The sequence below is a fragment of the Candidatus Synechococcus calcipolaris G9 genome, from assembly GCF_029582805.1.
Classification (GTDB): Bacteria; Cyanobacteriota; Cyanobacteriia; order Thermosynechococcales; family Thermosynechococcaceae; genus Synechococcus_F; species Synechococcus_F calcipolaris.
Window position 1 is genome coordinate 108,991 of the sequence record NZ_JAKKUT010000005.1, and the last position, 16,154, is coordinate 125,144.

At 51.7% G+C, this 16,154-nt stretch carries 16 protein-coding genes, 1 tRNA gene and 1 pseudogene; 11 read left to right on the forward strand and 7 right to left on the reverse strand.

All coding sequences use genetic code 11. The annotated features are described in order from the left end of the window. The first annotated feature begins 102 nt into the window (after window positions 1-102). The 3 genes and pseudogenes from L3556_RS12950 to L3556_RS12960 all read left to right on the forward strand — a co-directional run bounded on the left by L3556_RS12950 (window position 103) and on the right by L3556_RS12960 (window position 3,461). Entirely contained in the window at window positions 103-1,119 is a 1,017-nt protein-coding gene (locus tag L3556_RS12950) for a type I glyceraldehyde-3-phosphate dehydrogenase (protein WP_277867755.1), read from the forward strand. Window positions 1,120-1,166: 47 nt separating this feature from the next. After that, complete coding sequence (locus tag L3556_RS12955; protein WP_277867756.1) at window positions 1,167-2,312, forward strand: pyridoxal-phosphate-dependent aminotransferase family protein; 1,146 nt, start codon at window positions 1,167-1,169, stop codon at window positions 2,310-2,312. Between the two features lie 358 nt (window positions 2,313-2,670). Then, window positions 2,671-3,461 (forward strand): annotated as a pseudogene (locus L3556_RS12960) (IS982 family transposase). A gap of 25 nt (window positions 3,462-3,486) precedes the next feature. On the opposite strand, the gene L3556_RS12965 reads toward L3556_RS12960, so the two are convergent. After that, window positions 3,487-4,290, reverse strand: coding sequence for a type 1 glutamine amidotransferase (locus L3556_RS12965; RefSeq protein WP_277867757.1), 804 nt, complete (start codon window positions 4,288-4,290; stop codon window positions 3,487-3,489). 34 nt (window positions 4,291-4,324) lie between these two features. Then, on the reverse strand, window positions 4,325-4,711 hold the full coding sequence (locus L3556_RS12970; RefSeq protein WP_277867758.1) for a fluoride efflux transporter FluC: 387 nt from the start codon (window positions 4,709-4,711) through the stop codon (window positions 4,325-4,327). Window positions 4,712-4,749: 38 nt separating this feature from the next. Between L3556_RS12970 and L3556_RS12975 the strand changes: the two genes are divergently transcribed. After that, a tRNA-Ser gene (locus L3556_RS12975) sits at window positions 4,750-4,836 on the forward strand. A gap of 25 nt (window positions 4,837-4,861) precedes the next feature. On the opposite strand, the gene L3556_RS12980 is transcribed toward L3556_RS12975, so the two are convergent. Continuing rightward, entirely contained in the window at window positions 4,862-5,035 is a 174-nt protein-coding gene (locus tag L3556_RS12980) for a ribosomal protein L7/L12 (RefSeq protein ID WP_277867759.1), read from the reverse strand. Window positions 5,036-5,156: 121 nt separating this feature from the next. Between L3556_RS12980 and L3556_RS12985 the strand changes: the two genes are divergently transcribed. The 5 genes from L3556_RS12985 (at window position 5,157) to trmD (ending at window position 10,383) form a co-directional block, all read left to right on the forward strand. Then, entirely contained in the window at window positions 5,157-5,714 is a 558-nt protein-coding gene (locus L3556_RS12985) for an NADPH-dependent FMN reductase (RefSeq protein ID WP_277867760.1), read from the forward strand. Between the two features lie 59 nt (window positions 5,715-5,773). Next, complete coding sequence (gene shc, locus L3556_RS12990; RefSeq protein WP_277867761.1) at window positions 5,774-7,690, forward strand: squalene--hopene cyclase; 1,917 nt, start codon at window positions 5,774-5,776, stop codon at window positions 7,688-7,690. Window positions 7,691-7,697: 7 nt separating this feature from the next. Beyond that, window positions 7,698-8,741 (forward strand): DMT family transporter, encoded by a 1,044-nt coding sequence (locus tag L3556_RS12995; protein WP_277867762.1) that lies wholly within the window; start codon window positions 7,698-7,700, stop codon window positions 8,739-8,741. A gap of 116 nt (window positions 8,742-8,857) precedes the next feature. Next, a complete protein-coding gene (locus L3556_RS13000) occupies window positions 8,858-9,691 on the forward strand; it encodes a metallophosphoesterase (RefSeq protein WP_277867763.1) in 834 nt (277 codons plus the stop codon). Further along, window positions 9,682-10,383 (forward strand): tRNA (guanosine(37)-N1)-methyltransferase TrmD, encoded by a 702-nt coding sequence (trmD, locus tag L3556_RS13005; RefSeq protein ID WP_277867852.1) that lies wholly within the window; start codon window positions 9,682-9,684, stop codon window positions 10,381-10,383. Before L3556_RS13000 ends, trmD begins: the two co-directional genes overlap by 10 nt. Here trmD and L3556_RS13010 read toward each other — a convergent pair. From L3556_RS13010 to L3556_RS13020, 3 genes are read right to left on the reverse strand one after another with little or no spacing between them, the layout of a single operon-like run. Further along, a complete protein-coding gene (locus L3556_RS13010) occupies window positions 10,380-11,288 on the reverse strand; it encodes an AAA family ATPase (RefSeq protein ID WP_277867764.1) in 909 nt (302 codons plus the stop codon). The genes trmD and L3556_RS13010 overlap by 4 nt on opposite strands. A 13-nt stretch (window positions 11,289-11,301) precedes the next feature. After that, window positions 11,302-12,246 (reverse strand): bifunctional riboflavin kinase/FAD synthetase, encoded by a 945-nt coding sequence (locus L3556_RS13015; protein ID WP_277867765.1) that lies wholly within the window; start codon window positions 12,244-12,246, stop codon window positions 11,302-11,304. 11 nt (window positions 12,247-12,257) lie between these two features. Next, complete coding sequence (locus tag L3556_RS13020; RefSeq protein ID WP_277867766.1) at window positions 12,258-13,136, reverse strand: MBL fold metallo-hydrolase; 879 nt, start codon at window positions 13,134-13,136, stop codon at window positions 12,258-12,260. Window positions 13,137-13,275: 139 nt separating this feature from the next. On the opposite strand from L3556_RS13020, the gene pgsA reads away from it, so the two are divergent. Next, window positions 13,276-13,821, forward strand: a complete 546-nt coding sequence (gene pgsA / locus L3556_RS13025) for a CDP-diacylglycerol--glycerol-3-phosphate 3-phosphatidyltransferase (protein WP_277867767.1) — start codon at window positions 13,276-13,278, stop codon at window positions 13,819-13,821. Here pgsA and L3556_RS13030 read toward each other — a convergent pair. Continuing rightward, window positions 13,808-14,419 carry a pentapeptide repeat-containing protein gene (locus tag L3556_RS13030; RefSeq protein ID WP_277867768.1) on the reverse strand — a complete coding sequence of 204 codons (612 nt, stop codon included), beginning with the start codon at window positions 14,417-14,419 and terminating at the stop codon, window positions 13,808-13,810. The two genes, pgsA and L3556_RS13030, sit on opposite strands and share 14 nt — an antisense overlap. A gap of 92 nt (window positions 14,420-14,511) precedes the next feature. Between L3556_RS13030 and L3556_RS13035 the strand changes: the two genes are divergently transcribed. Beyond that, entirely contained in the window at window positions 14,512-16,095 is a 1,584-nt protein-coding gene (locus L3556_RS13035) for a bifunctional aminoglycoside phosphotransferase/ATP-binding protein (protein WP_277867769.1), read from the forward strand. Window positions 16,096-16,154 lie beyond the last annotated feature (59 nt).

Below are 16,154 nucleotides of genomic sequence, written 5' to 3' on the forward strand. Positions count from 1 at the left end.
AAAATTTAGGCTTCAAAGAATACCGTTGCCCCTTAAAATGTGAGTCAGGCCATGGATTGGCCGAGGCGTAGTTAGTTTTTAGTATAAAGAGGAAGGGATCCGGTGGTTAGAGTTGCAATTAACGGTTTTGGTCGCATCGGCCGGAATTTTATGCGGTGCTGGCTCAAGCGCAAGGCCAACAGCAAATTAGATATTGTCGCCATTAACGATACATCCGATCCCCGCACCAATGCCCACCTGCTCAAGTACGACTCTATGCTGGGCACGTTCCATGATGCAGACATCACCTCCGATGAAAGTTGCATCTATGCTGATGGTAAGGCCTTCAAATGTGTATCTGATCGCAACCCCGAAAACCTACCCTGGGGTGCCTGGGATATTGACTTAGTCATTGAAGCTACGGGGGTATTTACAACCCGCGATGGCGCAAATAAGCACGTTAATGCTGGGGCAAAAAAGGTTTTAATTACTGCTCCTGGCAAGGGAAATGTCCCCACCTACGTCGTTGGCGTGAATCACAAAACCTTTGATCCCAATGAAACCATTTTAAGTAATGCCAGTTGTACCACCAACTGCCTTGCTCCCATTGTCAAGGTTCTCCACGAAGCCTTTACGATTCAACAGGGGATGATGACCACCACCCACAGCTATACCGGGGATCAACGGATTTTAGATGCCAGTCACCGGGATCTTCGCCGGGCCCGGGCCGCTGCCATTAATATTGTGCCTACCTCAACCGGGGCCGCCAAGGCTGTGGGTCTCGTGATTCCGGAACTCCAAGGTAAGCTAAACGGGATTGCCCTGCGCGTACCTACTCCTAATGTGTCCGTTGTAGATTTTGTCGCCCAAGTAGAAAAACCCACGATCGCCGAGCAGGTGAATAATGTCCTCAAGGAAGCGGCGGAAGGGCCGATGCAGGGGATCATTCACTATAGTGATCTGGAACTGGTTTCCAGTGACTACAAAGGTCATGATGCCTCCTCCATTTTGGATGCGTCCCTAACCATGGTGATGGGGGGCAATATGGTTAAAGTGGTGGCCTGGTATGACAACGAGTGGGGCTACAGCCAACGGGTGTTAGACTTGGCCGAGCATGTGGCTGCAAACTGGTCAGTCTAGGCGCGGTCTTTCAATTCAATTCAATTCCTTTTTCTTTTCCTTAAACTATGCAAGACAAGGCAATGTTAATGATTCCCGGCCCCACACCGGTGCCGGAGTCAGTTCTTCTTTCCCTCGCTAAACATCCCATTGGCCATCGCAGTGGTGAATTTAGCCAGATTATGGCCGAGATTACGGCGGGATTGAAGTGGCTGCATCAAACCAAGAACGATGTCCTCATTTTGGCGGCCAGTGGAACCGGAGCCATGGAGGCCGGGATCATTAATGTCTTGAGCGCGGGCGATCTCGTGGTGGTGGGCTGTAATGGCAAATTTGGCGATCGCTGGGGAGAGGTTTGTGATGCCTATGGCCTCAAAACCGAGCGGATTACGGCTCCTTGGGGAAAACCCTTAGACCCGGATTCCTTTCGCCAAGTGCTTGAGGCAGACACCGATAAAACCATCAAAGCGGTGATCATTACCCACAGTGAAACCTCTACTGGCGTGATCAATGATCTGGAAACGATCAATCGCTATGTGAAAGCCCATGGGGCCCTAATCATTGTGGATGCCGTCACCAGTTTAGGGGCCACCAATGTCCCTGTCGATGACTGGGGCCTAGATATTGTCGGTTCCGGTTCCCAAAAGGGCTACATGATGCCACCAGGTTTAGCCTTCGTGAGTGTGAGTGAAAAGGCTTGGGCGGCCTACCAAACCGCCACATTGCCCAAGTATTACCTGGATCTGGGTAAATATCGCAAAGATGCCCAGAAAAACACTACCCCCTTCACACCGCCAGTGAATCTCTTTTATTCCCTGCATACTGCCCTAACCATAATGCAGAGGGAGGGACTAGAGGCGATCTTTGCCCGTCATCAGCGACTACAATCAGCCACCCGGGCCGCCATCAAAGCGATGAACTTCGCCCTTTTTGCCGAGGATGGGTGTGCAAGTCCCGCCATTACGGCCGTAGTTCCCCAGGGAATCGACGCGGAGACCGTGCGTAGCTTGATGAAAAAGCGGTTTGATATTGCCCTCGCCGGTGGTCAGGATCATCTCAAGGGAGAGATTTTCCGGATTGGCCATTTGGGGTTTGTGGGCGATCGCGACATTTTAGCTGCCATTGCTGCCCTAGAGGCAGTGGTTTACGAGTTGGGCTATAAGAATTTTTCTCTAGGGGCGGGGGTGGCTGCCGCTGCTCAATGTATGGGTTAGTTTGATGTTAGACGGAAGCCCCGTAGTCTCATGTTTGACTACGCTGGATAGTGCTTTGCCTGATCGAAGAAACGTAATTGTTTTGAGTGATGGATAATTTCCCTGAGCCTCGCCTCACATCATGGCTTCATACATCTTCAATCACCGCATTACAGGACGATTGATTAGAGACGCTTTGACTAACTGAATATACAGAAATGAGGCTAAACAAGCTGTATCTAAGGATTAGTGGTGTTGCTAGTTTTGCCATGACTTTTGCCATATTGCAGATGAAGACATGATTAACGTGAGTTCGGGATAAGAGAGGGGCAGAACAGATAGGCTGAAAGTGCTCAATTCTCATCCCTCTGCTTGCCCTATGCTTAGTCTAGAAGAGTTATTTTGCTACGTCGATGATTTCTGCCAACAGTTTGAACCGATGTGGCAGCAACAGTTGCTAGGCAATGGACTCGCTCATCGTAGTCGAAGGCGCAGTTTGTGTCTGAGCGAAATTATGACGATTCTCATCGGCTTCCACCAGTCTTCCTATCGCAATTTCAAAGCTTACTACACCGAGAAGGTACACGCTCACTGGTGCTCTGCCTTTCCAGGCTTGGTTAGCTACGGGCGTTTTGTTGAGTGAATAAAGTTTGTCACAACCGTCGCATCCCTCAGCACAAAGTGTTTAAAAACTTGGCGGCATGCGGTAAAACTTCTGTGGATTGGTTCTTTGGCTTCAAGCTGCATCTGGTGATCAACGACAAAGGAGAGTTGCTCAACTTCACCTTCACACCAGGTAACACAGATGACCGTACACCTGTCCCTCAACTGCTGAAACACCTCTTTGGCAAGGTGTTTGCAGACAAGGGCTATATCTCCCAGAAATTGGCAAAATAGTTGATGGAGGCAACGGGGATACAACTGATCACGAAGCTACGACGCAACATGAAGAATCGTTTGTTGGGATTGAGCGATCGCTTGATGCTGAGAAAACGGGCCATTATCGAGACAGTAATTGATCAGTTGAAGAACATTTCTCAAATTGAACACTCTCGCCACCGTTCCCCGATCAATTGCTTAGTGAACATTGTCTGTGGGCTAATTGCCTATACTCACCAACCGAAGAAGCCCTCCATTGCCATTGATCACCATTTGCTCACAGTTGCTTAAACCGAACTCACGTTTTTTAAGAATCTCACCGACCCTTCTCAAGGGGGGAAGCTAGGGAAATCCTGTTTGGCTCTAAAACTATCTTTTCGATGAATTGGCGAATGAGTTGGTTGGAAATAGGGGTTTCTTGAACCTTTTGAATCATCTGCTGGAGGTGCTCGGGATCATCAAAGTAGCGATCGCAGTATCGACTAATACGGGCAATCAAATCCTGGCGATCCACCTCTGGATGGAATTGGAAACCATAGAAGGGTAGGTTGGGCAAACGAAAGGCATGGTAGGGACAGCGATCGCTCTGGGCCAGATGGATCACTCCCTCAGGTAAGGTGAGGGCCCGCTCCTGGTGTCCCGATACCGCTAAAAATGAATCGGGGACATCCTGAAACAGGGGATCGGTTTGGGCTGCTGGCGTTAAGGAAATTCGGTAGGTTCCCATTTCCATATTGGGGCGATCCAGAATAATCGTGCCTCCTAGGGCTTGCACCGCAATTTGAAAGCCAAAACAGGAGGCCAATACCGGAATTTTGCGTTCAATGCAGGACAACAGTAGGGCTTCCGCAGCGGGCACAAAGGGATAGCGATCGGGGTGGAGAACCGATGCATCGCTGGAACCGCCGACAAAGAGTGCGTCATAGCCATCAATGACATTAGGGGTGAAATCCGGGCAGTCAAAGCCATTCAACACCGTAAATTGGTGCGCATTGAGGTGACTAAAGCGGATAAACTCCGCTAGTTCTTCCGCCTGGGTCGTGGGATCATTTCTGGCCTGTAAAAGTAGGATTCTGAGATGTTCTGGGCAGGGATTGGGGCTGGATGTTGAAGAATTCATTGCTTGTATTGCTAAGTTTTTTGGTTTTTATATCCTAAAAGAAATGGCATCCCAAAAAATAGCTGATCCCACAACAGAGAATCCCAGAAAGAACCGTACTCAAACTATAGAGCCAGCCCCAGGGGCGATCGCCCCGCTCAAAAAGACGGTAGGCATCTAAACCAAAGGTCGAGAAGGTGGTATAGCCCCCTAAGAAACCAATACCGATAAACAGCCAGAGTCCATGGGGAAGATGGGGATGAACCTTAAAAAAGGCCGCAAAACCACCGATCAGAAAACTACCGGAAAAGTTGATCACGCTGGTGGCAATGGGATAGGTTCCCCCCAACCATTCCGTGAGCCAAAACCCAACATAAAAGCGGCTGAGGGCACCGGCAACAGCTCCAGCACTAACAAATAGGGGATGGGCAAGCTCATTCATAATATTCTTTTGGCCATAGTACAATATTATGATCATCTGGAGAGGTGGCAGAGCGGTTGAATGCGCTTGACTCGAAATCAAGTTTAGGGTCACACCTAACGGGGGTTCGAATCCCCCCCTCTCCGTTCCGGGCGATCGCCATGAGCTTCCCTAAAAGGATTTTCCCTGCGGTGGGTTATTTTTCAAATAGGTTTCCACGGCATCCTTCGCTTCTTTTAATCCCAAACCAGTTTTCAGCCGCGTAATTTTGATGGCTTCAATCAGATTGCCCTTCTCTGCGGCCATCATTGCAGCGATCGGAAGCGTATCACCCTGATTGTTCATTTTTAGCCGCCCTAAGGACAAGGATTATTCCTAATTTTACTAGCCTTTTAGAGGGCAATCCCTAGGGGGGAATCTTCCGGCTATACTAAAAATAACGTAGTCGTTATGAGTTTATTTAACTATGGTGAAATTTGTAGGTTGGGCCGGGAGTCTGCGCCCTGAGTCCTATTCCCAGATGGCCTTAGATTTAGCCATTACTAAAGCGGCGGCCCAAGGGGTAGAGATAGAGAAGCTGGATCTCCGCCAGATGACCCTGCCCTTTTGCACCGGAGCCGAGACCTACCCTGACTATGCCGATGTGGCCCTATTGCAGGAGAAGGTGAAGACCGCTGATGGTCTGCTTTTAGTCACACCGGAATACCATGGCAGTGTCAGTGGTGTTCTCAAAAACTCCTTAGACCTCCTGGGCTTTGACGAGTTAAGCGGCAAGGTGGTGGCCATGGTGAGCATTTTGGGGGGGCAGGCCAATAGCAATGCCCTTAACGATCTACGGGTGATTTTACGGTGGGTTCATGCCTGGGTCATTCCTGAGCAGGTGGCGATCGCCCAAGCGTGGCAGGCCTTTACCCCGGAGGGGAACCTCAAGGATGGAAAACTGGATGAACGGTTGGACAAATTAGTTCATAGTCTGATCACCCACACCCAGACCCTTCGCCCAACTGAGGTATCTGGGAAATAGGATTGATTCTAAGGGATCCGGGCCGCTAAACTATGGGTCAGTGTTGATTGATTCACTCTATGCAAACCCAGACCTCCCCTAGTACATCCCAAATTGACCAGGCGATCGCCGCGAGTCAAAATTATTTACTATCGCAACAATATCCAGACGGGTACTGGTGGGTTGAGCTAGAGTCCAATGTCACCATGACCGCCGAAGTGGTCTTGCTCCACAAACTTTGGGGTACAGATAGCTCCCGGCCCATGGCTAAGGCAGCCCATTATCTGCGATCGCACCAGCGGGATCATGGCGGTTGGGAACTCTTCTATGGGGATGGGGGAGACCTGAGTACCTCCGTTGAGGCCTACATGACCCTGCGCTTACTGGGAGCAGAAATCGAAGATCCGGCCCTCGTCAAGGCACGGCAATTTATCCTCGCCCGGGGCGGTATTAGTAAAACCCGCATTTTTACCAAACTCCACCTAGCCCTCATTGGGTGCTACGATTGGCGCGGCATTCCCTCCCTACCCCCTTGGGTAATGCTCCTACCGGAAGGAAGCCCCTTTACGATCTATGAAATGTCGAGTTGGGCCCGCAGTAGCACCGTTCCCCTTCTCATCGTCATGGATCGCAAGCCCATTTACATCACGGATCCAGCCATTACTCTTGATGAACTCTACGCAGAAGGGCGGGAAAATGTCTCCTGGAGTTTACCCCGCAAGGGGGACTGGACCGATGCCTTTATTGCCCTAGATCAGGTCTTTAAGTTCTGCGAGCAGATGGATCTAGTTCCACTACGGGAAGAAGGCCTGAAGGCGGCGGAAAAATGGGTACTAGAGCGACAGGAAGCCAGTGGCGATTGGGGCGGCATTATTCCGGCCATGCTCAATTCCCTATTGGCATTGCGGGCCCTCAACTATGGGGTCGATGATCCGATTGTGCAGCGGGGATTAGCCTCTGTGGATCGCTTTGCCATTGAAACCGAGACGGAGTACCGGGTTCAGCCTTGTATTTCACCGGTGTGGGACACTGCCCTCGTGATGCGGGCCCTGGTAGATTCTGGATTAGCTCCGGATCATCCGGCCCTGGTAAAGGCAGGGGAATGGTTATTGTCGAAGCAAATTTTAGACTATGGCGACTGGGCGGTAAAAAATCCAGGGGGTAAGCCGGGAGCCTGGGCCTTTGAATTTGAAAACCGCTTTTATCCCGATGTGGATGACACCGCAGTGGTCGTCATGGCCCTGGATGCCGTACAGTTGCCGGATGAAGCGGTGAAGCAAAAGGCGATCCATCGAGCCGTGGATTGGATTGTCTCCATGCAATGTCGGCCCGGCGGCTGGGCAGCCTTTGATATTGACAATGATCAAGAGTGGTTGAACCTGGTTCCCTATGGGGACCTCAAGGCAATGATTGATCCGAATACGGCGGATGTCACGGCCCGCGTCCTGGAAATGGTGGCTCGCTGCGATTTGACCCTAGAGAGCGATGTCATCGATAAGGCCCTGGCTTACCTGCGAACGGAACAGGAACCGGAGGGCTGCTGGTTTGGCCGCTGGGGTGTGAACTATATCTATGGAACCAGTGGGGTTTTAGCCGCCCTAGCCCTCATTGCCCCTCGCTACGATCGCTGGCGGATTCGCCGGGCCGTGGAGTGGCTAGAGCAATGTCAAAATACGGATGGGGGTTGGGGAGAAACCTGCTGGAGCTACAATGATCCCTCCCTCAAGGGCAAGGGTAATAGTACCCCCTCCCAAACCGCCTGGGCCCTGATTGGTCTTTTCGCCGCCGGGGACAGTATGGGCGAGTATGCCGAAGCGGCCATTGAACGGGGGATGGCGTATCTTTTGAGTCATCAACAGCCAGAGGGAACCTGGAATGAAGATTACTTTACCGGTACTGGCTTTCCCTGCCACTTCTATCTGAAATACCACCTCTATCAACAGCATTTTCCCTTGACGGCCCTAGGGCGATACCGGCGTTGGCAACAAACCTCGTGAGATATTCGTGAGATACCCTCGCCTATTGGCTGCCATTCCGGGTCGGGTTTATTTACTCGTTGCGGTCATTCTTTTTGCGGCCTCCAATTCAGTGGTGCGCTTACTGACGGACTTGGGCCAGGCCCATCTCATGGATGGCAGAAACCCCATTACCTTTTGCAATGTCCTATTTGTGGGTAATCTTTGTGCATTGCTTGCCCTAATAGCCCTTTACTATCCCCAATTACAATGGACTCAGATCAAGCCATTGACGAAAAAGGATTGGTTAGGGCTACTGGGGGTGTCTATCCTAGCTGGGGCGATCGCCCCGGCGTTGTTTTTTAAGGCCCTAGAACTGACGGACGTGAATAATGTTGTCCTCATTAGTCGGGTGGAGCCGCCCCTGGGGTTAGCTTTGGCAGTGTGGTTCCTGGGATCGCCCATTAATCGCTGGGTGGGGGTGGGAGCAGCAATTTCATTTTTGGGCGTTTTTCTAGCCATTGTCTGGCCCTCTGCCCAGGGGGATGGGATGCCCTGGCTGGAGATGACCATCGGCCGCGGTGAACTCCTGGCAGTCTTGGGGGCCGTTGCCGCCGCGATCGCCACGATCATTAGTAAACTGTCCCTCAATGCTATTTCCTTTGGCATCTTCAATGTTCTGCGTACCGCCATTGCCACGATTTTGTTCTTTGTTGTGGGAACAGTGCTTTTTGGCATTGAGCATTTTATGGATGCCTTCTCTCCCTTTGTTTGGCAATGGATGATGATTTATGGGTTGGTCATTGTTGTCGCAGGGCAGTTGAGTTGGTTTGAGGGTTTGAAGCGAACCACCGCATCGGATGTTTCCCTGATCAGTTCCTTTAGTCCCATTGCCGGAGTCTTCGCCGCCTATCTGCTTTTGGGTGAAGTCCCTACCCTGGCCCAATATATAGGGGGCGGAGTCATTATTTTGGGGATGATGATTAATCAGGTGGGTGTGGTCAAGCTATCGGAATCCCGCCAAGTGGCTCCATCCCTGGCATTTCAGAAAAGACTAGATGCTGATGCGGGGACGGGTTTTAAGGGCCTTTGATACCTTGTAAGCTCAGACTCTTCTTAAGCTAACCCTAATCTTAATCTGCATACACTGAACAAGACGCTAGGGTATAACCTCTCGTGTTCGTTGCGATCGCCTGTGAGGAGTTTGCTATGGGTCCGTTATTTTTTTCGCCCCTGAGTGTGGAGCAGCCCGTTGTCGGCATTCGAGACCTGCCCGCGGATCTGGCGGGGACGCGGATTGTCCAATTATCGGATCTCCACTTTGACGGTCAGCGGTTGAGCCTTAATCTGTTGCAGCAGGCTATTAACCGTGCCAATGAAGCAGAACCCGATCTCGTTGTCCTCACCGGAGATTATGTCACCGATGAACCGGAGCCAATCCATACCCTGGCTCGCCACCTCAAGGCCCTAGAAAGTCGCCTGGGAACCTACGCAATCCTTGGCAACCACGATCTCTACTTTCCCCAGTCCCAGGCCATGATTACCGATGCCCTAGAGCAGGCGGGGATCCATGTTCTTTGGGATGCGATCGCCCATCCCTTTGGGCCCCAGTTCCCCCTTGTTGGTCTGCGGGACTATTGGAGTTTTCGCTTTAATCCCGGCCCAGTGTTTGCCCAGCTATCGGCGGAGACTCCTCGGCTCGTTCTCTCCCACAACCCTGATAGTGCCCATGTTTTACGGCAATGGCGTGTTGATTTACAACTATCGGGCCATACCCACGGCGGTCAAATTGTTTTACCAGGCTACGGCCCGCTGGTGGCCTGCCTCAAACCCCTGCGGCGGAAAATCCCCAAGAATTTGCGGCCCCATTGGCGGAAAATGACCAAAGGCAGTGAGACCACGGTACAGTATTGGCAATGGGCCCAGGGCTTGCACCAGATTGATCAGAACTGGCTCTACGTGAATCGGGGGCTGGGAACCTACTGGCCGGGCCGGATTAATTGCCCACCCGAACTTACCATTCTGACCCTCGAATGCGCCTAGATATTGTCACCCTTTTTCCAGATTTTTTTAGTTCTGCCCTCACCTCTGGGTTACTCGGTAAAGCCCTAGCCCGGAATATTGCCCAGGTATACTTCACCAATCCCCGGGACTTTACGACCGATAAACACCATCAAGTGGACGATGAACCCTATGGCGGTGGTGTCGGTATGGTCCTAAAGCCGGAACCCATTTTTGCGGCGATCGCCTCCCTACCTCGACTGCCCGCCCAGGAAATCATTTACGTTACACCCCAGGGGGAACCCCTCAACCAACGCCATCTTTGGCATTGGGCCGAGAACCTAGAGCAATTAGTCATTCTCTGTGGTCACTACGAAGGGGTTGATGAGCGGGTTGTGGATCATTTAGTCACCAAGGAGATTTCCCTAGGGGATTTTATTCTCACCTGTGGTGAAATTCCCGCCCTGGCCATTCTCAATGGGGTGATTCGCCTGCTGCCGGGAACGGTGGGTAAACCCGAGTCTCTCCGCCAAGAAAGTTTTGAGACGGGCCTGTTGGATTACCCCCACTACACCCGCCCCCCGGAGTTTCAGGGTTGGACCGTACCCGATGTCCTCCGTTCTGGCCACCATGGGGATATTGCCCGCTGGCGCAAGGAGCAACAACTACAACGCACCCGCGATCGCCGCCCCGATCTCTATGCCCGCTGGTTAGCCGAGCAATCCGAATACTAGGGAATCATCACCGTATCCAGAAGCTCTTGGACAATGGCCCCATTTAACCGCCCCCCCGCCGTAATCAGACGATGGGCGAGAACCGATGGAGCCAACGCCTTCACATCATCGGGAATCACATAGTCCCGATTTTCTAAAAATGCCAGACTTTGGGCCGCCCGTTGCAGCATCACCGTCCCCCGGGGACTTGCCCCCAAGGTAATGCGATCTCTCTGGCGGGTGGAACGCACCAGGGATAAAATATACTTCTGTAAAATTAGCTCAACCCGTACCCCTAGGACATTCTGCCGCAGGTTTTCCACGTCCTCTAAGGATAGGCAGGGCTGAAGGGAACTCAATTGCATTCCAGACTGCACCCGTTGCAGCATTTGTAATTCTTCATCTTCGCTGGGATAGCCCAAACTCAAGCAAAGGGCAAAGCGATCTAGCTGCGCCTCCGGTAAGGGAAACGTCCCCTGGTATTCCACCGGATTTTGGGTGGCAATCACAAAAAAGGGCTGGGGTAATGGATAGGTGGTGCCATCGATCGTGACCTGATGCTCCTCCATCACCTCCAACAGGGCTGACTGGGTGCGGGGGGTGGCGCGATTAATTTCATCCACTAACAAAATGTTACTAAACACCGGGCCTGGACGAAATTCAAAGGCTGCCGTCTGGGGATTCCAGATATTAGTGCCGGTCAAATCCGTGGGCAGGAGGTCTGGTGTCGCCTGAATCCGCTGAAATTTACCATCAATGGAGCGAGCCAGAGCTTTCGCCAGCAGAGTTTTGCCGACCCCTGGCACATCATCTAAGAGGACGTGGCCCCCCGATAAAAGCGCGACCAACACCCGCTGAATCGCCCGTTCTTTGCCCACCACCACTTGATTCAGGTTGGTCATTAAACGCTGCAAGGGTTCACGCATAGGGATTCAACCTTTATACCAAGGAGGTGAGTAATTGACGGGTGCGATCGCAATCGCGGGCAATCTGCTGTTTTAGATCCGTGAGAGAGGCAAACCGTTGCTCCGGGCGGAGAAATTCCCAGAGGTGGAGCGTCAAGGGCTGGTGGTACAGATCCCCCTGCCAGTCCAAAAGATGAACTTCCGCCGTTAAGGTGGGCGTGCCAAGGGTGGGGCGAATGCCAATATTGAGGACACCCACCTGGGGTTGGGACAGCATCGGCCCTTCCACCCAGACCGAATAGACCCCCCAATGGGGCAAAAATTTATCCAGAGGTAGCAACAAATTAGCGGTGGGAAATCCCAGTTCCCGACCCAGTTGTTGCCCCGGTTGGACGATCCCTGTAAGGCAATAGGGCCGTCCCAGGAGTCGCCGCCCGCGCTGAACATCTCCTTGACTGAGGGCTTCCCGAATGGCAGAGCTACTCACCCGTTCATTATCTAAACAGTAGGGGGGGACAATGGTGACGGGAATACCAAAACTGGCGGCGATCGCCCGTAGATCCTCTGCTGTGCCGGAACGACCGCGACCAAATCCAAAATCAAAGCCGACGCTGATGGCCCGGGACCCTAGCCGCTGGACAAGGATCTGCTCGACAAAATCAATGGGGGAGAGTTGGGCAATTTCGTCGTTGAAGGGCAATAGAATCAACTGCTCAATGCCCAGCCCATGCAAATACTGCTCCTTTTCCTGGAGGGGGGTGAGGAGCGCGCGCCGTTGCCCCGTAAAAAATTCCTGGGGATGGGGCGAAAATGTAACCACCGAGGGATGGAGAGAATTACACTTTCCTGAAAAATTTTCCGAAAATAAAGACTGGATCACCTGCTGATGGCCAAGATGGACACCATCAAAATTACCCAGGGCGATCGCCGTTGGGGTCAAATCGTCCTCACTCGTTACTGATACCCGCACAGGGTACATTCTGGCATAACTTAACAGAACTTTGCAGGAATGCGATGGGTACTCGTCTGGGGATAGAGGGATAGGACTAACCCCTCCCGCGCCAAAATGGTTTGGGGGAATGCCTGTCGTGCCTGAATGCCAATCTCATCGAGGAAATCATCATCATGGCTGGGATCATGGTGAAAGAGAACGAGTTGTTTCACCTCCGCTGCCCGGGCTAATTTAACCGCCTCTTGCCAGGTAGAATGGCCCCACCCCACCTTACTTTGGCGAGGATGGTCATATTCTTCGTCCGTATAGGTGGCATCGTAGATCATCACATCGCTTTGGTGGGCCAACTTAAAGGCCCCTGGATGGATCTCTGCCCGTAAATGCTCAGTATCGGTGACATAGCTAACACTAACCCCCTGCCAACTAATTCGATAGCCGACACCACCCCCAGGATGGTTCAAGGCCTGATTTGCTACGGAAACACCGCCAATCTCTAGGGACTGTCCCACCTCTAGATCATGGAAATTTAAGTCACCACCCATAATCTGTAAGGGCACTGGAAAATTGGGGTGGAGCATCTGGTCATTGAGACGGCGTTCAATACTCTGACCATTCTGACCAGGCACGGCATAAATGTGAAACTCGTTACCCGGAACAAAGGCCGGCTGGAAAAAGGGAAACCCCTGAATATGATCCCAGTGGGTATGGGAAAAGAACAGATGCGCCTCAATGGGCAATTCCGCCATCAGCCGTTCCCCTAAAACCCGCAAACCCGTGCCGCCATCAAAAATCAATCGCTTGCCATTGGCTTGAATTTCCACACAGGGGGTATTGCCACCGTAGCGAACGGTATGGGAGCCTGGGCAGGGAATGCTACCACGCACCCCCCAAAAACGAACGGTTAATGGGTTAAGCATCTGGGTTTAAGGTATAAGTTGACTAAGCTAATCTTCTATAAGACTAATTTAAGGTGACTCAGTTGCAGGGCTTAAAACCCTAGTATCTCATTCCCCCGGGCGATCGCCTGTGATGGGGATCAATTCTTCTCGGTGATCCATGAATCTACCCAATCTCATTACCATCGGGCGACTTCTCCTTGCCCCCCTACTGATCTTGGTTTTAACCCTTTGGCAGGCAGATACGGCCCGCTGGTGGGCCCTAGGCATATTTTTATTAGCCGCCTTAACAGATTGGTTGGATGGCTACCTTGCCCGTCGCCTGAATCAAATTACCGATCTGGGTAAGATACTGGATCCCCTCGTGGATAAAATTCTCATTTTGGCCGCCCTCTTGGTACTGGTGCAATTGGGAGATGTGCCCGCTTGGTCGGTGTTTATCATTTTGCTTAGAGAAATGTTTATTGCCAGTTGGCGCGTCAACCAAACCCAGGTTCAAGGGGCTAATATTTGGGGGAAACTGAAAACCGTGGGCCAAATTCTGGCGGTGGCCCTCCTCCTCGCTCCCCTCGCTCCTGTTTGGGACATACCCATCCTGATGATCTATGGCGGGGCGATCGCCCTGACTGTGATTTCAGGCTTAATTTATATCAAGGAATCCTACTCTATACCGCCAATCATCCCAGATACCATCAATAATACTTAACCCGATAGGGCATCACTGGCTGATAGGCCCCTTCGAGTAGATTTGTATCCGGGAGCAGGGCGCGATTGAGGCGGGCAAATTTTAAATTAGTCTGCTGTAGATTCGCCCCACTCAGATTGCTATGGCGTAGATCCGCATACTGAAGATCTGCCCCAGCTAGGTTGGCCCCCTGCATATTGGCCGAGTGGAAAAAGGAATGTCGTAAAGCCGCCATGACGAGGGTGGCATCGGTGAGATTGGCGCGATTGAGATTCGTGCGATCCATGTAAACAGCGGTGAGATTGGCATTACTCAGGTCTGCCCCCTCCAGATTAGCCAAGAGTAGAGACGAATCCTGTAGATTCGCTCCCCTTAAATTGGCTCCCTGGAGATTTGCCCCCGCCAAGTTGTATCCCTGCAGATCCACATTACTGAGATCACAGCTAGGACAGGCATTGGTCTGTAAGAGTTGGGCCAGGGCATTGGGGTCTGCGGCCAGGCTTGTTTTCGGGGCGATCGCCAAACCTAGGGCAATCAAGCCAACCATGACATACTGCTTCACTGGGGACATTTCCTCACGGGCACGAACGATATTCAGGCATGCAAAAACAAAGTACATTATAATCTTTTTCCCTCGATGCCCATCCAAATTATCATGGGTTGTGTGTTGCCCATCTAGTCCTACCGTTATCAAAGGTCTTAAGTCTTTTTATGGATGCTGCCCTCCCCCCCTTTGTCCAGGCATTATGCCAGGAATCCGCCTATGCCCATGCCGTAGAACAACCGATTCAATTGCTGCAAACCCATATTTCCTATGTATTTTTAACGGGTGAGTATGCCTATAAGGTGAAAAAACCCGCAGATTTTGGTTTTCTCAATTTTACGACCCTAGAAAAACGACTCTTTTATTGTCAGGAAGAACTTCGTCTTAATTCTCGACTGTCTGGTGAACTTTACTTAGCGGTTGTGCCCATTTTTGACCTCGGCAGCGATCGCTATCGGGTGGGAACCCCAGAGGAGCTAACCCATACCAACCCCACCGATAAAATTGTTGACTACGCCGTACAGATGCGTCAGTTTCAGCAATCCCAATTATTTTCCCAATTGTTTGCCGCAGATCAACTCACCCCGGAGTTAATGGATACCCTAGGCAAAGAATTAGCCCATTTTCACCAAACCGCTGCCACCAGTCCGGACATTTCTGCCTTTGGCTCCCCTGAGGCCGTGGCCCAGGTGGCCCGTAATTCCTATAGTCTGGGGGAGAATTTCATCGGGCGATCGCAAACCCAAGCCCAATTTACAGCCACCAAAGCCTTTAGCGATCGCTTTTTTGCGGAGCATCACGACTGGCTCGAAAAACGACAACGGGATCATAAAATTCGCGAATGCCACGGAGATCTACACCTCAACAATATTTGCCTCCACCATGGCAAGGTTCAAATCTTTGACTGCATTGAGTTTAATCAAGAATTTCGTAATATTGATGGGATTTATGATGCCGCATTCCTGGTGATGGATCTGCAATTTCGCCAGCGACCAGACCTGGCCCAGCGGTTTCTCAATGCCTATCTGGAATGGAGTAACGACTATGAAGGGGCTGTCCTATTGCCCTTGTACCTGTCCATGCGGGCCTACATTCGCGGTAATGTCAATTCCCTCGCCCTCAATGATCCGGCTATTCCTGCCGCAGACAAGGAAACGATTCAGGCCACGGCGGCGGCCTATTTTAAGGCGGCCTATGACTATACCCAAGTTCAACCTGGCAAGCTCTATGTCACCTGCGGCCTCTCAGGGGCGGGGAAAACAACCCTAGCCCGATACCTATCCACCCAAATCGGGGCCATTCACATTCGTTCCGATGCGGTGCGGAAGCATTTAGCTGGAGTTCCCCTTGACCAACGCAGCCAGGGGAGCGAGACCTTTGCCGGTGGAATTTATACCCCAGAGATGACCGCCAAAACCTACGATCTCCTCCTAGAACTGGGACTATTTTTAGTCGCCGCCGGTCAAACGGTGATTTTAGATGCCAAGTACGATCGCCAATTCCACCGTGAACGGGTCATTGAGGGGGCAAAGAATCAAGGAACGACCCTGGAAATTCTCCATTGCCAGGCACCTATGACCGTGATGCAGCAACGCCTGGGCGATCGCCGTGGTGATATTGCCGAAGCTACCCCACCCATCCTAGAGCAGCAGGCGGCAGATTTTGAGCCATTTACCACCCCTGAGCAGGCCTATGTCCGCAGCATTGATACCACCCAACCCATCCATCACCTGCACCTATTGGAAAAATAATCTCGGCTCCTTGGCACAGGACTTGACAAATCAAAGTCATAACGACTACGATTTAGCTA